Origin of the sequence: Phaeodactylibacter sp. (genome assembly GCF_022763345.1) — a bacterium.
Classification (GTDB): domain Bacteria; phylum Bacteroidota; class Bacteroidia; order Chitinophagales; family Saprospiraceae; genus Phaeodactylibacter.
On record NZ_JALEGS010000053.1, the window covers coordinates 14,390 to 37,611 of the forward strand.

20 protein-coding genes are annotated in these 23,222 nt (G+C 50.2%); 14 read left to right on the forward strand and 6 right to left on the reverse strand.

Features of this window, described 5'->3' with window-relative positions; translation table 11 throughout:
- The first annotated feature begins 15 nt into the window (after positions 1 to 15).
- The 10 genes from MRY86_RS27190 (at position 16) to MRY86_RS14875 (ending at position 11,280) form a co-directional block, all read left to right on the forward strand.
- The gene (locus MRY86_RS27190; protein WP_363325425.1) at positions 16 to 204 is read left to right on the forward strand and encodes an ATP-binding protein; all 189 of its coding nucleotides are present in this window, start codon (positions 16 to 18) and stop codon (positions 202 to 204) included.
- A gap of 9 nt (positions 205 to 213) precedes the next feature.
- Positions 214 to 2,457, forward strand: coding sequence for a PAS domain S-box protein (locus MRY86_RS14835; RefSeq protein WP_293567174.1), 2,244 nt, complete (start codon positions 214 to 216; stop codon positions 2,455 to 2,457).
- The gene (locus tag MRY86_RS14840; RefSeq protein WP_293567175.1) at positions 2,441 to 4,309 is read left to right on the forward strand and encodes a PAS domain-containing protein; all 1,869 of its coding nucleotides are present in this window, start codon (positions 2,441 to 2,443) and stop codon (positions 4,307 to 4,309) included. Before MRY86_RS14835 ends, MRY86_RS14840 begins: the two co-directional genes overlap by 17 nt.
- 66 nt (positions 4,310 to 4,375) lie before the next feature.
- Positions 4,376 to 4,939 carry an RNA polymerase sigma factor gene (locus MRY86_RS14845; RefSeq protein WP_293567176.1) on the forward strand — a complete coding sequence of 188 codons (564 nt, stop codon included), beginning with the start codon at positions 4,376 to 4,378 and terminating at the stop codon, positions 4,937 to 4,939.
- Positions 4,936 to 5,511 carry a hypothetical protein gene (locus MRY86_RS14850; RefSeq protein ID WP_293567177.1) on the forward strand — a complete coding sequence of 192 codons (576 nt, stop codon included), beginning with the start codon at positions 4,936 to 4,938 and terminating at the stop codon, positions 5,509 to 5,511. Before MRY86_RS14845 ends, MRY86_RS14850 begins: the two co-directional genes overlap by 4 nt.
- A 4-nt stretch (positions 5,512 to 5,515) precedes the next feature.
- The gene (locus tag MRY86_RS14855) at positions 5,516 to 6,250 is read left to right on the forward strand and encodes a hypothetical protein (protein ID WP_293567178.1); all 735 of its coding nucleotides are present in this window, start codon (positions 5,516 to 5,518) and stop codon (positions 6,248 to 6,250) included.
- Between the two features lie 12 nt (positions 6,251 to 6,262).
- The gene (locus MRY86_RS14860; protein WP_293567179.1) at positions 6,263 to 6,982 is read left to right on the forward strand and encodes a hypothetical protein; all 720 of its coding nucleotides are present in this window, start codon (positions 6,263 to 6,265) and stop codon (positions 6,980 to 6,982) included.
- A gap of 26 nt (positions 6,983 to 7,008) precedes the next feature.
- A complete protein-coding gene (locus MRY86_RS14865) occupies positions 7,009 to 7,731 on the forward strand; it encodes a hypothetical protein (RefSeq protein ID WP_293567180.1) in 723 nt (240 codons plus the stop codon).
- Positions 7,732 to 7,972: 241 nt separating this feature from the next.
- Positions 7,973 to 8,767 (forward strand): DUF481 domain-containing protein, encoded by a 795-nt coding sequence (locus MRY86_RS14870; protein ID WP_293567181.1) that lies wholly within the window; start codon positions 7,973 to 7,975, stop codon positions 8,765 to 8,767.
- Between the two features lie 65 nt (positions 8,768 to 8,832).
- Entirely contained in the window at positions 8,833 to 11,280 is a 2,448-nt protein-coding gene (locus MRY86_RS14875) for a PAS domain-containing protein (protein WP_293567182.1), read from the forward strand.
- Positions 11,281 to 11,285: 5 nt separating this feature from the next.
- On the opposite strand, the gene MRY86_RS14880 is transcribed toward MRY86_RS14875, so the two are convergent.
- Both MRY86_RS14880 and dtd read right to left on the reverse strand, forming a co-directional pair.
- A complete protein-coding gene (locus MRY86_RS14880; protein WP_363325426.1) occupies positions 11,286 to 11,624 on the reverse strand; it encodes a nucleotide pyrophosphohydrolase in 339 nt (112 codons plus the stop codon).
- 16 nt (positions 11,625 to 11,640) lie between these two features.
- Positions 11,641 to 12,093, reverse strand: a complete 453-nt coding sequence (gene dtd / locus MRY86_RS14885; RefSeq protein ID WP_293567184.1) for a D-aminoacyl-tRNA deacylase — start codon at positions 12,091 to 12,093, stop codon at positions 11,641 to 11,643.
- Positions 12,094 to 12,170: 77 nt separating this feature from the next.
- Here dtd and MRY86_RS14890 point away from each other — a divergent pair, with 77 nt between their 5' ends.
- Positions 12,171 to 14,660 carry a T9SS type A sorting domain-containing protein gene (locus MRY86_RS14890; RefSeq protein ID WP_293567185.1) on the forward strand — a complete coding sequence of 830 codons (2,490 nt, stop codon included), beginning with the start codon at positions 12,171 to 12,173 and terminating at the stop codon, positions 14,658 to 14,660.
- A 7-nt stretch (positions 14,661 to 14,667) separates the two neighbouring features.
- On the opposite strand, the gene MRY86_RS14895 is transcribed toward MRY86_RS14890, so the two are convergent.
- Positions 14,668 to 15,345, reverse strand: a complete 678-nt coding sequence (locus MRY86_RS14895) for an SOS response-associated peptidase (protein ID WP_293567186.1) — start codon at positions 15,343 to 15,345, stop codon at positions 14,668 to 14,670.
- Positions 15,346 to 16,074: 729 nt separating this feature from the next.
- Here MRY86_RS14895 and MRY86_RS14900 point away from each other — a divergent pair.
- Positions 16,075 to 17,178, forward strand: a complete 1,104-nt coding sequence (locus tag MRY86_RS14900) for a COX15/CtaA family protein (RefSeq protein WP_293567187.1) — start codon at positions 16,075 to 16,077, stop codon at positions 17,176 to 17,178.
- Between the two features lie 154 nt (positions 17,179 to 17,332).
- On the opposite strand, the gene MRY86_RS14905 is transcribed toward MRY86_RS14900, so the two are convergent.
- The 3 genes from MRY86_RS14905 to rsmA form a co-directional block, all read right to left on the reverse strand.
- Positions 17,333 to 17,818: a helix-turn-helix domain-containing protein gene (locus tag MRY86_RS14905; protein ID WP_293567188.1), complete on the reverse strand. Its 486-nt coding sequence runs from the start codon at positions 17,816 to 17,818 to the stop codon at positions 17,333 to 17,335.
- A gap of 279 nt (positions 17,819 to 18,097) precedes the next feature.
- Entirely contained in the window at positions 18,098 to 18,544 is a 447-nt protein-coding gene (locus MRY86_RS14910; RefSeq protein ID WP_044218452.1) for a GatB/YqeY domain-containing protein, read from the reverse strand.
- Between the two features lie 149 nt (positions 18,545 to 18,693).
- Entirely contained in the window at positions 18,694 to 19,473 is a 780-nt protein-coding gene (rsmA, locus tag MRY86_RS14915; RefSeq protein ID WP_293567189.1) for a 16S rRNA (adenine(1518)-N(6)/adenine(1519)-N(6))-dimethyltransferase RsmA, read from the reverse strand.
- A gap of 136 nt (positions 19,474 to 19,609) precedes the next feature.
- Here rsmA and pdxA point away from each other — a divergent pair, with 136 nt between their 5' ends.
- On the forward strand, positions 19,610 to 20,692 hold the full coding sequence (pdxA, locus tag MRY86_RS14920; RefSeq protein ID WP_293567190.1) for a 4-hydroxythreonine-4-phosphate dehydrogenase PdxA: 1,083 nt from the start codon (positions 19,610 to 19,612) through the stop codon (positions 20,690 to 20,692).
- Positions 20,693 to 20,873: 181 nt separating this feature from the next.
- Positions 20,874 to 23,222 (forward strand): TonB-dependent receptor, encoded by a 2,349-nt coding sequence (locus MRY86_RS14925; RefSeq protein WP_293567191.1) that lies wholly within the window; start codon positions 20,874 to 20,876, stop codon positions 23,220 to 23,222.

The following is a 23,222-nucleotide window of genomic DNA, read 5'->3' on the forward strand; positions in this document are numbered from 1 at the left end:
GACTATGGCATAGGTATTCCGGATGAAGACCAGCCCCGGCTATTCCAGCAATTTGTCAGAGCCAAAAATGTGAGCACGCTCCCTGGTACAGGGCTGGGGTTGTACATCGTTAAGCGGTTTGCCGACCAAAATAACATCAAAATATCTCTGCAGAGCCAAATCAAACAAGGCACTACGTTTCATTTAGATATCCCAACCCTTTAAATCAAAAGCATGCCCGAAACTCATAAAATCACCTTTCTAACACCCACACAAGAGCAGGCCCTCCTCAGCGAGCACCCCTATCTGCTTCACCTCCCCGGATTCCTGTTGCTGTCTTGTGGTGAAGTATGGGTCAGCCCAAGCCTGAAAGCCAGCTATCCCGAGCTGGGTGAAGATTTCTCACTCCACAAGCTGATCCGGTTCCTGCCCAAGCCTCAACGCAGCAATTTTCAATCCCTGCTCAGCGACAGATACCGGTTGCTGGCTGCTACATTCGACCAGAAAATTCCTTTGGAGCCCCCTTTGGACAAGATCACTCTTGGTATCCGGCAACTGTTTTATCAGGGCAGCCCAAATTGGTTGGGTATCCTCTTTTCCACACAAAAAACGGACCGCCCACAGCGTGAAATCCACTCTGCCTCACCACTTGTACCTGCTGACTTTGAGCTTCTTGAGCAATCTCAAAATATAGGTTTCTGGCGATTTGACCTGCAAAACCGGCAAGTCTATTTTTCAAACGCCATTTACCATATGCTGGGGTATAAACCTGGTGAGCTCTCCACCCCTCTCGAACTCATTGCACCTGATGACTACCACCTCATGCGGGTCATCATTGAAGCTATGGTACTGTCCCCTACCACTCCTAATACTAAAGTAGAAGTTAAGTACAGGCACAAATCTGGCCGGCTAACGCCTATTTTGTTCACCATTCAACCTCATGGGCATAAATACATTGGCACCTATCAAAGCGTGGAAGAAGCCGTATCCCTGCGCAACGCCCTCAGGCAGGTCACCGAAGAAGCCGAGCACCGCTCAAAGCAGTTTAAAGTGCTATTTGATACTTTGCCCGAGATGGTCTTCATAGCCGATTCAGCAACCGGCATCATCCTCAACTGCAATCAAGCCGTAAAGCCCAAACTGGGCTATGAGCCGGAAGAGCTGATTGGGCAGCACCACACCATTATCCATCCCGAAGCAGCAAGGGAGCAAGTCAATAATGCATACAGGAAAAGAATAAAGCCAAATGCATTGCAGGTCCTCCCGCTCAGAACTAAAGAAGGAGGGGTTATTGAAACCCAGCCTTCTGAAACGTTCATTGATTACAACGGTGTACGAGCCAGGCTTGGCATCTTTTCTGACAAGACCAAACTGGTCAAAGTAGAACAAAAAGCGGAACGGCAGAAACGGCAGTACCAGCAACTCGTCAAACATTCCAGCGACCTCATTACCATCAGCAACGGGGACCTGACCGTAAAGTGGGCTTCTAACAATACCAAAGCAATATTGGGGTATACCAAATCGGAACTACAGGGCTCCAAACTACTGGATTTTATACATCCCGAAGACCTCAAACTGGCCACAGACCTGATCATGAGCGCCCTGCAGGAAGAGGAGCCGGAATTTTCCTACACCGCCCGTTTCCTGCATAAGGATAAAAGTTACCAATGGTTGCAAAACCATATTATCCGCACTACCGACGATGATCGTCAGCCTATTGGCATTACCTACAGCAGAGACATCACTGCACAAAAAGAACTACAGGAGAAAAGAGCGGAAATGGACCGCCTGAAGCAGGAATTTGTTTCCATGGCCAGCCATCAGCTCCGTACCCCAATGGCTGTATTCTCAGCCAACCTGGAGATGCTTTCAGGGACAGAAGAAGCACAATCCCCACTGATGAAGCGCATTCTGGCACGCATGGAAAGAGAATCTACGCGCATGGTGCGTCTGGTGGATGATGTGCTTGCAGTGAGCAAGCTCAATACTGAAGAGGAGCTGAAAGTCAATAAAACGCCTATTGAAATAGTCAGCTTCCTGCGTGATATCCTGGCTGATGAAGCTTTCTACTTTGATGAAGCGCCGATTGCCCTGCACACCGAATTAAAACACGGTACCATAGAAGCTGATGAGGAACAGCTGAACCATATCCTGCACAACCTGCTTTCCAATGCGGTCAAGTACTCCGAAAAGCGCGACCCACCAGAGGTGTACGTCCGGCAAACGGCAGCAGGCAAGATTCAGGTAGACCTAAAAGACCATGGTGTGGGCATTCCTGAGGCAGACCTGCAAAAGCTGTTCCAGCAGTTTCACCGGGCTTCCAATGTAAAGAAGATTGCAGGGACCGGCCTGGGGCTGTACATAGTGAAACGGTTTGCAGAGGCAAATGCTATAGAAATCGGGGTAGACAGCAAAGAGGACATAGGCACCACCTTCTCTTTGACCTTCAAACACACGAAAAATGGACAAACTTCCTGAAGACCATTATCACATGCCCAGTGAGCTGTACGAGGAACTGCTGGAAGTTTCCCTGGCTGGCTTTTGGGACTGGAATATGATCACCAACTACGAATACCTCAGCCCCCGCTTCAAAGCTATGTTTGGGTATGAGGACCATGAAATGGAAAACCATCCCAGTTCCTGGCAAAAACTAATTGATCCGGAAGATGCTAAGGTGATGTTTGCTGAGTTTGATAAGCACATTGAGAGTAAAGGAGCTTACCCGTTTAGTGTACAGGCCCGCTATCAGCACCGGAAAGGCCATTTTATTTATATTTTATGCAGTGGCAGGGTAATCAGCTGGGGAGAAGATGGCAAGCCACTGCGGGCTATTGGCACACATGTTGACATTACAGAGCAGGTAAAGACGCAGAAAGCACTGGAGGAGAAACAAATCGAGTACCAAAAGCTCATAGAATATGCTTCTGATATTGTGGTCATCACAAATGCTCAGGGGCAAATCGAATGGATTTCGGATAATGTGGAGCGCCAACTGGGGTATACCCCGGCAGCCGTTCAGGAAAACCGTTTCTTCCTTAGCTATCTGCACCCCGATGACCGGGACCGGGTGCTGGCAGAGGTAACACTATTTGCCAATAATAAAGTGGAAGAAGGCACTTGTACCGTCCGGCTGCTTAACAAAAATGGCGCATACCGATGGTATGAGGTCTTTCTGCACTTCTTCTATGACGAAACTCGGCAGTTTGAGCGAGTCTTTAACTACTGTAAAGACGTACACGAAGCCAAAATAGCCAATGAGGCGCTTGCTGCTCAAAAGGAAGAATATGCTAACCTGATAGAGTACTCTGCGGACATCGTAGTCATTTATGATGAGTACTTCCGCATTTCCTGGGTTTCCAACAATATTGAATACCGGTTTGGGTATAAGCCCAGGGAGGTCCTCGGCCAATCCTATTCTGCATTCATACCCCCTCAGCAGGAGCAGGAAACCGCAATCCTCATTCAACAATGGATCAAAGACCGCGTCGATACCGCCGAATACACCGGGCGTTTCAGGTTGAAATCCGGAGAAATGCGCTGGTTTGATGTATACCTTCGCTTTTTTTATGACGAACATGGCAAACCGGAAAAGGTCATTAATTACTGTAAAGATATCCACGAGCAGCGCACCGCTCAGCAAGAGCGGGAGGCCCTGAACCAGTTAAAATCAGAGTTTGTCTCTATGGCCAGCCATCAGTTCCGCACACCTATGGCCGTATTCGCAGCCAACCTGGAAATGCTTCAGGGCATGGAACAGGCAGAAGACCCACTGGTCAAACGGATACTGAACAGGATGGCCACCGAATCAGACCGGATGATCAAGCTGGTTGACGACGTTCTCCTGGTCAGCAAAATGGATACTAAAGGTGAAACAGCCAATCCCGAAGTCGTTGACCTCATCGAATGGGTGGAAAACCTGATTCAGCAGCTTTTGCCCGGACTCGGTGACCGCTCCATACAGCTGGACACTGCGCTGGAGCACGTAACTGTAAAAGCCGACCGTACCCAACTGGAACATATCCTCAAAAACCTTTTAGAAAATGCTGTTAAATACTCTCCCGGTAAAGCAGACCCTGTAATTACAATATGGGAAGCACCATCAGGTGAAGTACAAGCCGCTGTAACCGATTTTGGCATGGGCATCCCTGAAAATAATATTGAGGGCCTGTTTCAGCAGTTTTACCGGGGAGACAACGTCAAAAATATAGTAGGTACCGGGCTGGGGCTGTATGTCGTCAAGCGGTTTGCAGACCTGAACCATATCAAAGTGGAAGTGCGCAGCAAGCTCAAACAGGGCACCACTTTTACCCTTACTTTTCAGGAAAAGTAAAAAAATTCCACTTCCCCACTCACCCTTTCCCATTGCCAACCGATAGTATAGGTAAAACAGCCACCTATGCCAATTAGTACTAAAAGTACGGACGAAGAGCTGCGGCGGGCCTGCCTGAAGAGCGACCGGCGGGCGCAGCAAGCGTTGTACCAAAAGTACTACGGCAAGCTATTGGGTATCCCCATGCGCTATACAGGCAACCCTACAGAAGCTAAAGATTTGCTCAATCAGGCATTCCTTCAGATTTTCCGGAGCCTGCCAGAATATACCGATTCCGGCAGCTTTCCGGGGTGGATGTCTACCATCACCTTCCGGGTGACGATGGACCACCTGCGCATGGAGCAACGCTACCGGGAACGCTACCGTATGGAAGTGCCAGAGCGGGCCGCCATTGACAGCCGTATTGAGGGACAGCTTGAGGCAGCCGATATCTTCCGCTGCATACAACAACTGCCTGATTACCTGAGGGTAGTATTCAGCTTGTACGTCATAGATGGCTACCAACACAAAGAAATTGCAGCCATGATCGGCATCACTACCGATACCAGCAAATGGCGCCTGCGCAAGGCCCGCCAACTGCTGCAGGCTGCCCTGGAACAAGATTATTTAAACAACGATCAGTCGGCATGAAAGACGAAGCACAACAACCTTGGGAAGCAGAAGTGCGCCGGGTGGTCGAGACGCACGAATTTGACTACGACCCGGCAGCCTGGGCGGGTATGGAGCAGCTCTTGGACAGCACTTCGCCCGCCGCAGGTGGCAATGCTGGAAGTTGGTGGGCAAGCGCCTGGAAATGGCTGCTGCCGGCGGGCTTGATACTGGCAGGGGGGATGTGGTGGATGGTGAGCCGACCGGCGCCGCCTTCATTGCAGGGGAGCTTGCCGGTAAGCACCGATACAGAAGAGCTGTTGGAATCGCCGGTTTTTGAAGAGGAAGAAACCAAAGAGAGGATAGCTCCAACCCGGATTCCTGAGTTTTTGCTCTTACCGGCAAAACCCTTCACAGTACAGTCTAATTTGCCTATGGAAGCGACCATGCCACCTATTCGGCGCGTCACTCCACCAACAGTAGCTCCAATACCCTCACGGGTGCCTGTTCCACTATCATTACCGGATGAACAGGCAGATACGACTTTGGAAGTCGATTTTGAACGTAAGCGCAACCGAAAGGCGCTATTTCCTGATGTAATTAAAAAATACTAATCGTATGAAGTTCTTACTTCGAACTATGTTTGCAGCCTGGCTGCTCCTGTATTCTCTGTGCCTTTCCGCACAGCCCGAACTGAGGGGCAACAGCAAATTTACAATAGGTATAGAAACAGGATTCAACACTGCTACATCCTGCCGGGCCTGTACGTACAATGAGCTCAACAAATCGCGTATCCCTTTTGCACTTCGGGGGGAGCACCGCATCTTTCGGTGGCTTAGTGTACAACTTGAGGTTGGCCATCAAAACATCCGTTCCAGCAGCGCACTGATCTCGGGAAATACCCTCATCCTTGAAGGCAACTACTCGATTTATCTGCAGTCCCAACTTACCAATCTGATGACGACTATTGGGCCACGCTTTCAATTAAGGATCGGACAGGGAGACCTGGGGGCAGAGTACAGAATTGGGGTTACGATGGAGACGCTGAGACAGCAATTAACGATTGGTGCAGAAGAGCCATTGGCACTCCATTACGGCTGGGCTACAGCCAGAGTAGACGCTTTTCGCATAAGTTACACTTATTGGGCTACCGAGCGCCTCGCGATAGCTATTGGGTTGGAAACCATGCAAACATTGAACATGGGTACGCTGCAGTTTCAGGGTGCCCCGCAGGCAAGCATTCCAGACAGCGCAGTCAGGGAAGCTTTAGTATTGGAAAACGGCACCTATAATACCCGGCAAAACTTCAACCAATTCCAGACCATCACCCTTGGCGTGCACTGCCGCCTTTAAACAGTAACAACTATGAAAAAATCTATTTTATTTACCCTTGCCACGTTGCTTTGGGCTTCTCTTTCCTACAGCCAGAAATCGCTTAGCGGAGGTATTCGCATGCAATTTAATATGCCTGTATCTTCCTTTAATACGGGTACCGGCAATGGTGGTGCCATCTGGGTCAATAAGGAAATCAGCAAGCGCAGCAACCTATCCCTTTCAATTGGCTACCAGTACTACGCAGGCCTGGGTACTGGTTTTATAGAGGATTCAGAGCGCATAGGCCCTACTCAGGTGGTCAGTACAGTAGAAACTGCTGTGCTCGATGCGCTATCCTTTCTCACACTCGATGGCACTTATCATTTAAATACAGCTGCCTCTCCCTGGTCCTTTTCCCTGGGGTTCCGGCTGGCCAAAAGGATTCAATTTAAAGGAGAATCAGCGTTGCTTGCTGAAAACCGGGCTACTTTTCTGGAACCTGGTTTTCCATCCTCCAACAACGTGGATATTATCAGCAATCATGTCAATAGCGGAGCCAGTATCACGGATAGAGTGGACAAGCTCGAAAAACAATTAAGCCCTGTGGATGCTGGCCTTCAAATTGGCGTACAGTATCAGCTCATCAAAGGGCTTACAGCTGAAGCCGGATTCTATCAGGGTATGCTCAATCAGTGGTCGCCGGAATTTAAAGGCGAAAATGGCTACTGGATCACTTCCTTTTTAATGGGGCTAAGCGCCCGCATTTTTTAATCTGTTCAACTTAAAAAATACTCTTTATGAAAAATCTCATCCTTCTGCCTCTTATCGTTCTTGTTGCACTAGCCTGTGAAAAACAGACACTAGAAGTCTATACCCCACCCACCGATCGTGAGGATTTTTACATGCGCTTCGAAGCTAAAGATACCATGCATACAGCATTTCAGCCAGTCAACTATACTATCGGAGATACAATGCAGCTATACTATCCACCAGCTGAACAAACCCTTCTTTTCCGCTTTGCATGTGATCAAAATATTATCAGGAGGGACGGTAAGCTATACCTGCGCACAGGCATCTACAACCGGGGGTACAGCGCGGAATTGAATCCGCTATTTGGCTTCGAGTTTCATCTGCCGGAGCTGCAGCCTGCACAGCTTCCTACCCGAGAAGCACTAAAAGCCTATTTTTACCCCGGTCGCACAATCGATTTTGGCGGCGGCCCGGATCAGGTCAACGCGCTGATGCGGTTGGATATTGGTTACCCGGTCACCATCTTCGCCTCCCAGAGCGCTTATCTTTTTAATCCTACGGGTAGCCTGACCATCACAAAAGTGGAAGACTACGAATACGAATACGAAGAATTCCCCGAACGCACCCTGCGCGGCCTGCGGGTCGAGTGTGAGTTCCACGGCCAGATCGGCCGCTACCTGGGTGCCAACGGGCATAGTACGTTTCCGAACACGAATGTAGCGGTGGATATTCGCAATGGCAAAGGAGCCTTTTTGGTCGTTTATGAGTAAAGCTTAAAACAACCATAGGCAAGCTATACATGGCACTCTTAGCCCCTCCTGCAGCAAGAAATGGCTTATTTAGCAGCTTTTCCATCCCGGGCAAGGCACCAAAACGAGTTTCAGAGATAAATCAGGGCATACCTGAACAAGTACAAGCCGAATTGGTATAACCAGTATCCGCCCATACCGGAGTTTCAGACTGTAAACGCTATTCCTTACTTTTGCAGCCGGACCCCGAAAACTGCTGCTGATGAGAAACTGCCTTTTCCTTTTACTGTTTATGCCCGTCTTCCTTTCTGCCCAGGTGGTCAATACCGAAAAGCTCCGTTCCACCAATGAAGACGGCTGGCTGGCAGAAGCGGGGTTAGATTTCGGGCTCACCCGCAACAAAGCCGGGCAAACCCTCAGCCTGGGCAGCCGCCTCAGGATGGAATACGATACAGGTAAAAGCCGTTGGATGGTGCTCGGTGCCTACAACCTTACTCAGTTCAGAAACGTGGAAGACCCGGGCAGCGTGCCCCGCAATTTTGCTAACAATGCCTTCGGGCACCTGCGGTACAACTACCTCGCCAATGACTGGCTGACCTGGGAGGCCTTCACGCAGTTTCAATACGACCAAATCCAGCAAATTGATGCAAGGGTGCTGACCGGTACCGGCCCCAGGGTGAAACTGCTGCGCACGGATAGCAGTCAGTTGTTCTTTGGGCTACTGTACATGTATGAGCACGAAGCCTCCACGGATGTTTTTGAAGTGCCGGAAGAGAGGAGCGTGAATGTCTTCCTGTATGACCACCGCCTGAGCACCTACTTGTCCGGTGGTTTTCAAATCACAGAGACCTTCAACATCAATCACGTCACCTATTTCCAGCCCAATCTGGCTGACTTTGGCGACTTCCGGATCTCCTCCGAAACAAGTTTAACCTTCAAAATCAGTGAAAAACTAGCGTTTCGGACCTATTTCCAGCTGATGTATGACGAGCGCCCGCCGATACCGGTCCCAAACACCATGTACGTGCTTAATAACGGACTTGAAATCACTTTATAGATTGGGGTTTCACCCTGGGATTTATTATATTTACGGTTGCTTACTTTGATTGTACCATTACAAATATGCCTCGAGAAAGCTATTATTTAGAGACAGAGCTACTGTCTTACTTTTCAGATAACCCCGAGCTATTCCAATTCATTGAGCAAGCGGCAGCAGATGGCATTTGGTACTGGGACCTGGAGCGACCGGAAGAAGAATGGATGAATGCCCAATTTTGGCGCACCTTAGGGTACCCGCCGGAATCCATGGAACATACCCCCGCTTCCTGGCAGCAGCTTGTCCACCCCGATGACCTTCCCACTGTACTGGCAGATGCGGCACAAGCGCTGAAAGATCCTGTTTATAAATTTGCAAGAGATGTCCGCTACCGGCACTACAAAGGGTACTGGGTCAAAATGCGCTGCTTTGGTGTCGTGCTGAAAAACCAACAGGGGCTTGGCACGCGAATGCTCGGCGGGCACCGGTATCTGGGTGCTGTTCCGGATGGGAAAGACCAGCAGTTGCCGCACGATTTCCTCAGCTATTTACTGCCCAATTTGCCGGGGGCCTCTTACAAATACCGGCTCTACCCCGATGGCAGCGATGAGTTTTCCTTTCTCAGCCCGGAGATAAAAGCCTGGTTTGGCATTCCAGGAGAAACTGAGATCATTAAAAACACCGAAGGCATTTGGAAAGCCGTTCATCCTGAAGACACGGTTATGCTGGAAACAGCCATACAACGCTCAGCTGATGACCTCAACCTCTTTCAACTTGAATGGCGACTGATCACCCCCTCCGGCATGAAGTGGATCAGCACAACTGCTCAGCCGCATAAAAATGAGGACGGCAGTGTGGAATGGTACGTCTTTGTAAGCGATATTACGGATCGTAAAGAAGCCGAAGCGGCTCTGCGGGCGCAACTCCAAATGCAGGAAGCCCTGCGCAAAATTTCCACACAGCACATCAGCCAGCCACTGGAAGACGCCGATGTGACCATCAATCAGGCGCTGGGCACCATCGGGCGCTTTGTCAACGCAGACCGGGTCTATATTTTTGACTACGACTTCAAAAAGCAAACCACCAGCAATACCTACGAGTGGTGCGCCGAGGGCATCGAACCTGAAATTGACAACCTACAGGATGTCCCTATGAGCTTTTTCCCGGACTGGCTGACCGCACACCTTAACAATGAGGTCATGCATATCCCAAATGTACAGGAGCTGCCTCAGAATATGCTTCGTGAAGTCCTGGAGCCCCAGGGCATAAAAAGCCTGCTGGCAGTCCCTATGTATCAGGGCGACCGATGCACCGGTTTCGTTGGCTTTGATTCTGTAAAAGACTACCACGTTTACAGCAAGCAGGAAATGGAGTTTCTCCGCCTCTCTGCTCAGGTACTGGTCAATATACTCACCTACACAGAGGAGCGGGTCAAACTGATCAACAGCAAACAGGAACTCCAAAAGCTCACCCAAAATGTGCCAGGTGCAATCCTGAAATTACAGATGACGCCTGAGGGCAAGTTTTCTGTGCCTTTTCTAAGTGAAGGCGCCCGCAGGCTCATTCCTAATTTGAACATCGAGCAGGTACATAATAACCTCGAAGAGCTGCTATTCCATATCTACCACGAGGACCTGAGTGCTTTTTACCACAACCTCCTGACTTCATCGGAAAAGCTATCCAAGTTTTACATGGAATATAGGGTCCGAACCACGGAAGACACTATCCGATGGCACCGTATTGATATGCGCCCCGAGCAGGAAGCCAATGGTGTAATTGCCTGGTACGGCATTGTCCTTGATGTTTCCGAACAAAAAGAAATGGAACACATCAAGGATCAGCACCGGGCACTCAAAGACAAGTACAACGAAGTAGAAAACTTTGCCTTTATTGCCTCCCATGACCTGAAAGAACCTCTACGTACCATCGGCAGCTTTAGCCGGCTACTCCTGCGGCAATATCAGAGCCATCTGGACGATAATGCCAAAGAATACCTGCAGTTTATCACCGATGGTAGTGTCCGGATGAGCAAACTCATTGACGGCCTTCTTGAATTCAGCCGCCTGGGCAGGAACCGCACTCAGGAAATGGTCAGCTGCCAGGCTATAGTAGAAGAAATCCTCTCAGACTTTGATACCATACTCCGGGAGTCCGGGGCGGTGGTAAAATATGCCGATCTGCCTACCATACAGGGGTTTCCAATGGAACTCCGGCAGCTTTTCCAGAACCTGATCAGCAACGCGATCAAATTCAGGAAGCAAGGCCATATACCTGAGGTAGAAATTAACGCCCGGCGCCGGGAAAAAGCATGGCTGTTTGAAGTCAAAGATAATGGCATAGGCATCCCGGAGGAGCATCAGGAACGTATATTCGAAATCTTTAGCCGCCTGCACAGCCGGCAGGACTACGAAGGTACGGGCATCGGGCTGGCCAACTGCAAAAAAATTGTGGACCTCCACAACGGCGATATCTGGGTGGAATCTACGCCCGGAGCGGGCAGCATCTTTTACTTTACAATCCCTGATAAGCAGTAACGCACTTATCTCAGCTTCTCATTATTCGCGTGCCGGTCGGCATCTCGTTTCGTCTTTTTTGCGAGGTTCTGGTGTAGCGCTTCGGTGAGGTCCACGCCGGTCTGATTCGCAAGGCAGATCAGTACAAAGAGGACATCCGCCATTTCATCTGCCAGTTGTTGCGGGGCAGCCTCGGCATCCTCCGGGCGCTTGAAGCTTTGCTCGCCGTATAGCCGGGCCATCAGCCGGGCCATTTCGCCCACTTCTTCCATAAGCACAGCGGTATTGGTCAGCTCGTTGTAGTAACGCACGCCGATGGTCTTGATCCAGTTGTCTACAGTGGCCTGGGCTTCGCGCAGGGTCAGTTCTTGTGGCATAGGGCTATTCAGGGTTTTTGCTGTCTAAGAAAATGGTAACCGGCCCATCATTGAGCAGGCGCACCTTCATATCTGCGCCAAACTCACCTGTCTCCACCGTACGGCCGGAAGTGATTTCGAGTATTTTGATAAACTTCTCATACATCGGAATGGCATATTCCGGACGGGCAGCTCCCATAAAGGACGGGCGGTTGCCTTTCTTCACGCTGGCGTGCAGGGTAAACTGGCTGACTGCCAAAATATCGCCGTCCACGTCTTTGACCGAGTGGTTCATCTTGCCTTCCGCATCGCTGAAGATGCGCATTTTGGCAATCTTACCAGCGAGCCACTCCAGGTCTTCGTCCGTATCCTCGTCCTCAATGCCAACAAACAGGAGCAGCCCTGGACCAATCTTACCGACGATCTTCTCGTCTACCGTTACAGATGCTTCGCTAACACGTTGCAGAATAATTCGCATAAATTAAGTAAGGTTTTTGTTTGAACAGGCTAACTTTAGGATAGTTCTGGTTTGACTCAACATCCAAATCTGCCCGTATGAACTACCGTCAACATCTCATCCTTCTTTGCGCTCTGTCTCTACTTTCTTCCTTACAGGCACAGTGGACGCCCCGCCAAATCCTCCACCCCCTTAACCAGGAAACAGTAAAAGCTATGCCGGCAGACCTGAATAATGATGGCAAAAAGGACTTCGTGCTTCTGTCAGAATCGCCCAACCGCCTATCCTGGCAAATGACGCTGCCCGAGCCGGGTACCTTTGGGCTTACCCGTATTCTTCCCACTACGGCTGCGGTCAACGATGCAATCACTGGTGACTATGACCTGGATGGCGACGCGGATGTCATTGCTTCCGTAGGCAATCCCTCCCGCCTGGTCTGGTATGAAAACACCGGACTGGAGGGGCAGGAGCGTTTTGGGCAGGAAATCACCATTTTGCAAGGTGAATTCATGGAAGGGCTGCAGCTCGCCGACCTCAATACCGATGGCTGGCCGGATCTCATTTTTACCGGCTTTCTGAATGATGTACCACCTGATTTTGCATTCCATATCATGATGGGGACCGGGACGGGGACATACAGCCCGGCAGTCAGTGCCCCTTTCCGGGTGCCAATTGGGCTAGCCGAATTTCCTCCCTACTTCTTCTTCCGGCCAGAAGTTACACAGCCTGTTCTACACATCTATGGTCGATTTAGACCCGACGGGGGGAACATGCAATCGGCCCGAATCACCTTTAATTATGATGATTTATCATTTGGTGATTTTATGCCCATTGATGATGTGAATTTCCAAATCCGGGATATGGCAGATATTGATCAGGACGGCAGTCCTGAGCTATTGGGCTCGGGCTTTCAGGAAGGCATCTTTTACTATACCAATATTAATAGTGCCTGGGAGCGGCGTACAGTCTACGGCAGCCCACTGGCCAATAGTTGGGGCTCCAAATTCCATGATGTAGATGCTGATGGGCTGACGGATATCGTTTTCGGGCTGGACACCCTGACCAATCCGCCATTTTTTCAACCGGAGCGGCTGTCTTGGGTCAGGCAGACGGCACCTTTGGAATTTGGTATCATACAGCCACTTACAGCTGGAGTACCAAGTAATGCGGTGTTCGATTTTCACGCCATTGACGGGGACACGCTCCCCGACCTGCTGTTTTACTATGAAGACGAACTGCGCCCCGGCTATCAGTCCCGTCAACCGGATGGCAGCTGGTCACCCAACCAATATTTTCCAGCCGGCCTTATCCCTGACCACTTCCTAGCAGGTGATGCAGATGGGGACGGAGACACCGACCTTTTCGCTTCCGATATTATCGCGAATACCATTTTCAGCTTCCGACAAGAAGCAGGTGCCCTCCGGTCTGTACACATTGAGCGGGCCAACCTCCCGCTGCCCGCCTACATTAGCGGCGGCGATTTTGATGAAGATGGAGACTTCGAATTATTGGTGAGCGAATCCCGTCCACTGCCTGACGGGCGGGTCTACTGGATGGAGCAAAGTAACGAGATCTGGGAAGAGCACACGATTGATGAGGAGCAATATGCTCTGCCTTTCCTTTTGCCTAACGATATGGACGGGGATGGCGACCTTGATATTATTGCCAGCAGTGGCGTTCATGCGGTAATTTATTACCCGAACCTGGGGAGTGGAAACTTCGGTGAGCGTGTAACGGTAAGCACCACGCCAAGTTACCGCTTTGCCATGCTGTATGACTGGGATGGGGACGGTAGCAAGGATCTCATAGCCCGCCCTGTTGGCCCGTTTGATCAGGTGACCCTGCACCGGTGGAATGGAGATGGGTTTGATGAAGCGATTCCACTCACCCCTGCAGGCACCGGAGCACCGGAATTGCCTGCGCCCTTTGATATCAATGGAGATGGGATGCCAGAGCTTGTCGCTTCTTTTACTTCTGAAATCCGGTTTTGGGAGCACGACCCACCCGGAGCACTATCAAATACCTTGTTGCTTGACCTTCCCTTCAGCACAGATACCGGGCGGTTTTTTTCGGCTGATCTCAATGGAGATGAAGAGAGGGACCTGTTTTTCCTTGCCCTCAATCCCGGCCAGACGACTTCCCTGTATTGGCTAATGGGCCCGGCTGACCTGAACAGCCTGGATTTCCAATCGATAACGCTTGATTCTTTGGGGTATGCCACAGTAGCCCTTCACGCCCCTGTTTTCAGCACGGTTCCGGACCTGGTCACCTTGCATGAGCACGACCGCACCCTGCGCATTTTTGCCAACGGAATGGCCCCCGTACCGGCTCATGAGGCACCCGGTAGCGGAAAGGAAGTCAAGGTATTCCCAAATCCCGCCAGCGCTTATTTTGAACTGCAGGCAAAGGGGTTGAATATCCGGAAAGTGGATGTTTTCAACGCACAGGGGCAATGGGTGCATACGCAAGTACCAGAGATTCATCCTGTAATCATCCAAACTTCAGGCTGGGCGCCCGGGCTTTACTTCATCCGGACAAGCGATGAAAAAGGTGCAGCAAAAACGGTGAAAGTAGTGATATACAGATAGGCAAGCTTTAAAATAACCGCCCCTGTTCCCCAACCTTCTCATGCAGGTCGGGCGTATTATTGCGCACGTTGTTCACGCGGTCGGATACCTGATACTTTTTGAGCAGGCCATCCGGTGGCGGCTGCAGCATATCCATCACCTCCTCTACGCTCAGGTCGGAAATCCAGCGCTGCTGATTCTTGGGCTTGGGCAGGACCAGGGGCATGCGGTTGTGAACGGGCGCAACTTCGGCATTAGGAGGCGCCGTAAGGATGGAAAAGGTCTTAACAGGATAGTCACCATCGTACCAGATGTCCCATATCCCAGCCATCACAAGCAGGCTATCATCTTGGGGCAGTATCCGGAAGGGCGTTTTCTGCTTACCCTCGGTGCGCCATTCGTAAAAACTATCCGCGATAACCAGGCAGCGCCGTTTGCGGACAGGCACCCGGAAAGAAGGCTTGGCGCCAATGCCCTCCATACGTGCGTTGATCAGCTTGGAAGCATTACTGCTGTCCTTTGCCCAGTGCGGAATAAGGCCCCAGCGGTAGTAGTTGAGCCGGCCGGGCTCTTCATTCGTCAGCACATAGGCATGCTGCGTTGGGGCGATGTTAAAACTCAGTTTCAGGTTTTCTCCGGTCTCAATATCGCCCAGCTGCTGCCTGAGCTTCTCAGGAGAGGTCACAAATGAGAAACGTCCGCACATGTTTGCATTTTTTTGTTGGCTATAGGGTTGGCACCTGGGGCTGTAAAAAACACTTTATCAGACTGTTCCGGCATTATCCACGATTATCCACATGGTTATGCTATTTCAGATCGTTGGACAAGGTATTGAAATTGGAACACAGCGTTGGGCCGCCTTGTTTCCAGGGTTTTCCACACCCACATTTCAGCTCCTGCCTAAAGGTAAGAAAACCAGGGGTTCACCAAAACGCTTTTCCACATCAATTGTGGGCCGCGGCCTTAGTAACTGCCCCAATGGCCCACACTGGCCAAGAATGGTCATTTGCCATATGTCGATTTGCGTTATATATAGGATGTTCTGGGGATATCCACATCCGTTTTCGACATTCCAATAAGGCCGCTGAAGGGATTGTGGAAATAAAAGTTACTGAGGCCCGTGCTTATAAACAGGGTGTGGACAAGTGACCTAAACTCCTGATAGCTCAACAATAAGCGATGTGCAAAATAAGTGTAAACTCCAAAGGCCTGGTGTTAACAATGGATTAACCTATAATTTACATTGATTTTTATCCACCTTTCCACACTGCTGATGATAATAAGAGAGATTAAAAAAATTGATAATAAAAACTATTAAAGGGGATCAGCTTCCATTTAGTTTACTTCTGCATGGCCAAACAATTGGATGTATATTTGTTCCCCATTTGAAAATACGATTTGGAGCGCAGTGCTCTACTTTATAAAGCAATAGAAAATGGAAGCAGTAACAACACCGCCTTCGTCCCGGCGCACCATCCCGACCCCCAAAAAAGGGTACCCTGCTGCGGTAAAGGTTTGGCTGTGCATCGGGCTGTTTATGATCTTCGTGCAGGTGGTCGTAGGCGGCATCACCCGCCTGACCGGCTCGGGCCTGTCCATCACCAAGTGGGAAATCGTCACCGGCACCCTGCCGCCCATGAATGAAGCGGCCTGGGAAATGGAGTTTGCCGAATACCGTGCTACCCCGCAGTACCAGAAGATCAATGAAGGGATGTCGATGAGCGACTTTAAGTTTATTTACTTCTGGGAGTACATCCACCGGCTGTGGGCGCGGCTGATGGGTTTTGTCTTTATCATCCCCCTCGGGTTCTTTGTAGCGCGCGGCATGGTCGATAAGCCACTTTTAAAACGTCTGGGCGTTGTCTTCCTGCTGGCCGCGCTTGTGGCCTCTTTCGGCTGGATTATGGTGGCTAGCGGGCTTATAGACCGCCCCTGGGTGAATGCCTACAAACTGACGATGCATTTGTCGCTGGCGCTGATCCTGTTCAGCTATTTATTCTGGACCACTTTAAAGGTCATGCAGCCCAATCCGGAAGTAATCCACAATAAAATGTTGAAAAAGGGGGCCATTGCCATCACTGCCCTTGCCGCAATACAGATCATCCTGGGCGGCATTATGTCGGGTATGAAAGCCGGGCTTTATTTCCCGACCTGGCCTGATATGAATGGCGTGGCGGTGCCGGAGGTTTTGCTCGCTGCTTCCAACTGGACTGTGGAAAACTTTGTGGATTATGATGCCACGCTATTTATGCCTGCTTTGGTACAAATTTTGCACCGGACCACGGCATATGTACTAACGGCGCTGGTTTTGTGGTTGGCCTACCGCGGGCTTAAAGCGCAAACCACGGCGCATTTCCGTACTGGTTTGTACCTGTTGGTAAGTATGTTGATAATACAAGTTGGCCTCGGCATCTTTACTTTGATCAACTGCGTGGGCACCGTTCCGGTCGGCCTTGGCGTGTATCATCAGGCAGGTGCATTGTTGTTTTTAAGCATCGTTTTATTTGTAGATTATCAAGTGCTGAAAACCAGCAGCTAACAAATGTGGAAAAGTTTGTGGAAAAGTAAATGCCTGATTTCAGACTCTTTTTTCCACTAGAAATCCCCCATTCAGCGCACTTGTCTGGATGGGGGATTTTACATTTTTGAAGTGTTGCCGTATATAGGGTATGTGCAGTGCTGCCTCTTCTCTTTTATGTGTTAATCAAATCCTCCAGCTTATACTTTTTGAAGTTTTTTAACTTATCTCTTTTCAATTCTAAGTATTCATTCTTGACCTGAATCAGTATCCAGGTTTTTGGATCCAGGTTAAAAATCTGACTCAACATAAACGATAGCTCAAAATTGACTTTGCGTTTTCCCGATAATATTTTATTAAAATTAGTAGGGTCTAATCCAATATACCTTGCAAGCTCATTTTGTTTCAACCCTAATTTGTCGATATACAATCTTAGGAACTCACCAACTCCTATAATATGGTCTTCATCTTCGTGTGCGTCCAAATAATCTTCAATCTTTATTTGTAATGCGAAAAGTTCAATTTGCAGTCGTTGCTTTTCATCCAATTCATCCGCTCTTTTCTTCAAGAACTGTTGCAGTTCCTTGAATTCTTTATTATCAGCATTCATGGGCGTTGTTAAAGCCCCATTGTCCGGTTCCATATTCCTATCTCTTCCCATCGGAGTTATCTTTTCCTGTTCAAATACGCTCTGATCAAAATCTGCCCATCAATAGGTTCGATGAACATCTTTTGACCCATTGTAATTGCTTTTGTTAGTCTTGAATAAGGACGGTGGTAAAGCATCTCCCGGGAATTAAGTAGTGGGGCAATCCCGATAATTATCGGGACCAATTGCTTGATAGCTTTTGCCTTGATAAGCCCCAAAACCCGCCCGATGGTTGGTTTTGTCTCTCATCAAAGCAAAACCCAATTGGAAAACTTCTTTTTCGAGAAGCCCTTACCCCAAAATAGCTTTCACCTTAGCGGAAATAGCCTTGCCTTCTGCCCGGCCTGCAAAGCGCTGAGAAGCCAGCCCCATGACTTTGCCCATGTCCTTCATAGACGTGGCGCCTACTTCCTCTACAATGGCTTTCACTTCTTTTTCCAGCTCCTCGTCTGACATTTGCTCAGGCAGATAGCGCTGAATGACTTCAATTTCTTCGGCTTCCTTGGCGGCGAGGTCTTCCCGGCCTTCCTTTAGGTAGATTTGCTCGGAATCCTTGCGCTGCTTGACGAGTTTTTGCAGCATCTTGATTTCATCTGCTTCTGTAATTTCCTTGCCGGAGCCACTTGTCTTTTCCAGCAGGATGGCAGATTTGATAGCCCGGATGCCGCGCAGGGCAGCCTGGTCTTTGGCTTTCATGGCGTTCTTGAGGTCCGTCATGATGGTCTTTTCAAGGCTCATATTATAGTTCTGTTTTGCTTGTCAATCATTTTTTGGTCCGGAAAGTTCAATCCTGGTGCGACCAGGCCGAATTACTTGCTAGGTTTCTTGCCCCTGAAGCCCCTGCAAATGCTGCACTTTAGGTGGCCAGGCATTTGCAGCTCAATCGACTAGGTATTTTGCCAGTCTTCCACCCATCTGGCGAGCTGTACAAAATCATCCAGCCCCAATTGCTCCGGGCGCTCACTGAACAAGGGCTCCTGTAGCAGGGGCGACCCTTTGAGCAGGCTCTTCATCGTGTTGCGCAACATTTTACGGCGCTGGCTGAACGCCTGCTTCACCACTACCCGGAAGGTGCGCTCGTTGCAGCCCAGGTCCTGATCGGCTTTGCGGGTAAGGCGGATCACAGCCGATTCAACTTTAGGAGGCGGTGTGAAATTCCCTTTGCCCACAGAGAACAGGTACTCGCCTTCATAATAAGCCTGCACAAGTACACTGATCACGCCATAGGTTTTGCTGCCTGGCCCGGCCACAACCCGTTCAGCCACTTCCTTTTGGAACATGCCCACCATTTCCGGGATGTAGGACCGGTTGTCGATCATTTTGAATAAGATCTGGGAAGAAATATTGTACGGGAAGTTGCCGATCAACCCAAACGCATCCTCTTGCTGAAGGGCTGGCAGGTCTGCCCGGAGGAAATTGCCCTCTACAATATGCCCCTTTAGTTCCGGGTAGTGTTTATTGAGGTACAGGACCATGTCGCGGTCTGCTTCCACCACGATGAGCTGTTCCGGGCGCTGCAGCAGGTACTTGGTCAGCATGCCCCGCCCCGGGCCCACTTCCAGCATTTTGTTATATGCTTCGCCCCCGAGCTGCAGGCTTAGTGCGATGCGCTCCGCAATAGGCTCGCTGTTGAGGAAGTGTTGGCCGTAGGATTTCTTCGCTTTCAAATGAGGGCTGCTATTGGTGAATAAAATTTATATTTTTGCATTTCGGTGAGTCTCTCACCGCTGTGCTGTTGTGCCCTAAAGGTACGACGATGAAGCGGAAGAGCGAAGACAGCACGGATAAATCACAACTGCAGGAATGAGCAAACTTAAAATAGGCCTGAGCATAGGCGATATCAACGGCATCGGACTGGAAGTAATCCTGAAGACTTTCCTCAACGGGCAAATGTTCAATCAGTGTACTCCTATGGTGTACGGATCCTCCAAGGTCGTTTCTTATCACAAGAACATCATCGAAGGCAATATCGAGTTTCATGCTCTCCGCCCGGGCGACCGGCCACAGGAGGGTAAGCTCAATGTGGTGAACTGTTGGAACGAAAATGTCAACATCACTCTGGGCAAGGCAACGGAGTTGGGAGGGCAGTACGCTGGCCGCTCCCTGGAAGCCGCCGCTCAAGCCTTAAAAGCTGGAGAAATTGATGCACTTGTCACTGCTCCGATCAACAAGGAAGCGATGAAGCTCGCGCAGTTCCCCTTTCCGGGCCATACTGAATACCTGGCGCGCGAACTCGACCGTGGCGAGCACCTGATGCTTATGGTCAACGATGGCCTCCGCATTGGCTTAGCAACTAACCACTTGCCGCTACGGGATGTAGCGGATGCTATCGATAAGAATGTGGTCAAGCGCAAAGTGGAGGTAATGGAGGAGTCCCTCCGCATAGACTTTGGCATAGAGCGCCCCACTATTGCTGTATTGGGCCTGAACCCGCACGCAAGTGATGGGGGCGTGATTGGCTCAGAAGAAGAGGCTTTCATCCGCCCGGCTATTGTAGAGCTCAAAAAGAAAGGCATGATGGTACTCGGGCCATTTCCGGCAGACGGCTTTTTCGGTGCCGGCCACCACACCAAATTTGATGGCATACTGGCGATGTACCACGATCAGGGGCTGACGCCATTCAAAGCGCTTTCCTTCGGCAATGGTGTAAACTACACCGCTGGCCTTACGCACATCCGCACTTCTCCGGACCATGGCACGGCTTACGACCTTGCGGGCAAAGACGAAGCGGATCCAGCTTCTTTCCGGCAGGCCGTATATGATGCCATTGACATTGCCCGCAACCGGAAACAGTACCTGGAGTTGCACGAAAATGCGATGAGGGACCTGCAAAAGCCAGCCGATATTGAAGGGGAAGATGAGGTGCTGACGGAGGACGAAGATTAACCTCTGTCGGGACTTGCACAAAATTTATCGTGTTCTTCAAAACAATTCGTAGTCGTTACCGGATTACTTAGTTGAGCAAAATGATACGGTGGCCGGATTTAAACCTCCATTGGTTGATTAAATCAAGCCAATCGCTGGCGCGCTCGTACATTTGCACCTTCAACTACACAATTGTTTTTCCATGATACGATTGCTACTCCTGTTTCCCGGGTTACTCTTTACCCTTTTCGTTCAGGCACAGGATGTCACCATAAGCGGTAACATCAAGGATGGTGAGAATGGGGAAGACCTCATTGGTGCTACTGTGGCAGTACCTGAGCTAGGCCTCGGTACTTCTTCCAATGCCTATGGGTTTTACTCGCTTTCTGTACCCACTGGCGACACCCTGAAAGTCGTTTTCAGCTATGTGGGCTTTCAGTCTCAGGCTTTCAACCTGTTACCCCGGCAGGATACTACTTTCAACATCAACCTGACGACGGGCGTGCAGCTGGATGAAGTGGTGGTCAAAGCCAATTCTTTTCAGGAACAAATCAACTCTACGGAAATGAGCGTGGAAGCGATTACCACACGTGAAGCCAAGCTGGTGCCGGTGCTCCTCGGCGAGAGCGATATCCTAAAAACGATCCAACTGAAGCCGGGCATCCCCTCAGGCAGCGAAGGGCGTACCGGGCTGTTTGTGCGGGGCGGGGCGCAGGACCAAAACCTCATTGTACTTGATGAGGCGGTGGTGTACAACGCCAATCACCTTTTCGGCTTTTTCAGCACCTTCAACACGGATGCAGTTAAAGACCTCAAAATCTACAAAGGCGGCTTTCCGGCAGAATACGGTGGCCGCCTTTCTTCTGTCATTGATGTCAAGCTTAAGGACGGCAACAATCAGAAATTTGCCGGTTCCGGTGGGCTGGGGCTCATCTCCTCCCGCCTGACACTGGAGGGTCCTATCCAGAAAGACAAATCCAGCTTCATCGTTTCCGGCCGCCGTACTTATGTGGATCTGCTGACGCGGCAGGTCAACCGGGCGAATGAAGACAACGAAGATTTTTCGCCCATCCCGGATTATTACTTCTATGACCTGAACGCGAAAGTCAACTTCCAGCTGAGCGACAAGGACCGCCTCTTCCTGAGTGGTTACTTTGGGCGGGATGTCTTTGGATTCAGTAGTGATTTTTTCAATTTTGACTTCGATTGGGGGAATGCTACGGGCACGGCGCGCTGGAACCACGTCTTTAATCCCAAATTGTTTGCGAATACCACTTTTACGTATTCAGATTATCAGTACAATATCAACAATCGGATCACAGGCTTTTCCTTTGGGCTGGGCTCCAATATTGCCGATGCGAACCTAAAAACGGACTTCTTTTATGCCGCTAACAATCAGCACACCATCCGCTTTGGCGCAATGGCGACGCACCATACCTTCACGGTAGGCCGCCTGCAGGCTGGTAGCGATGACGGAGTGGTCAGCTTCTCAGCTGGGCAGGAGTTTCAGGGGGTGGAATTTGGCGCCTACGTCTCTGACGAAATGGAGCTTTCGGAGGCCCTGAGCGTCAATGCCGGGCTCCGGTTTTCCGGATTTAATAATGATGGCAAAACGTATGTGGGGCTGGAACCCCGGGTAGCTGCACGGTACAAACTTTCAGACCGCTGGGCGCTGAAGTCGAGCTACGCACGTATGTACCAGTACCTGCACCTGATTGCGAACGCCGGTGTAGCCCTGCCTACCGATATCTGGTACCCTTCCACTCAGCGCGTGCAGCCGCAACGTTCTGATCAGGTGGCTACGGGTGCATCCTATCTGCTCGGCAGCAAGTACTTTTTGAACTTTGAGCTGTACTACAAATGGCTGGACAATCAGCTGCAGTTTGTGGATGGCGCGCAGATTTTTGTCAACGATGAGCTGGAGGACGAATTCGCAGTAGGAGAGGGGCGTGCCTACGGTATGGAGTTTAGCATAGAAAAGAAAGAAGGACGGCTCACCGGCTGGATTGGCTATACCTTGGCGCTGACCCGCCTGCAGAACTTTGAAACCCTTGATCCCAACGGCCGCTTCGCACAGGAATCAGAAGGTTTTGGTCCTTTCAACCCCATTTACGACCGCCGTCACGATATTTCTGTCGTCGCACTTTACGAAATCAGCAAGCGTTTAACGGCTTCTGCAACCTTCGTTTACGGTTCAGGCGACCTGACGTGGCTGCCTCCGGGCCGGTTTACGTTTCAGGATGTGCCCGGGGCTGGATTTGAAGCAGTGGTGCCTGATTACCGGGAGCGGAACAATTATCGCCTTCCTGCTTACCATCGTCTTGACCTTGGGCTGGTCTATAAATTTTTCCCAAAGTGGGGAGAAAGCGACCTCACACTTAGTGTAGTCAATGCTTATGACCGCCGCAATGCCTTTTTCATTTTCTTTGAGCCTGAATTCGAAGGGGAAGAGCCCACTACGGGTGGAATTGATATCCCTACCCGGATTGCTGCCAATCAAGTTTCTCTGTTCCCAATCCTGCCTTCACTGACCTGGAATTTTAAATTTTAA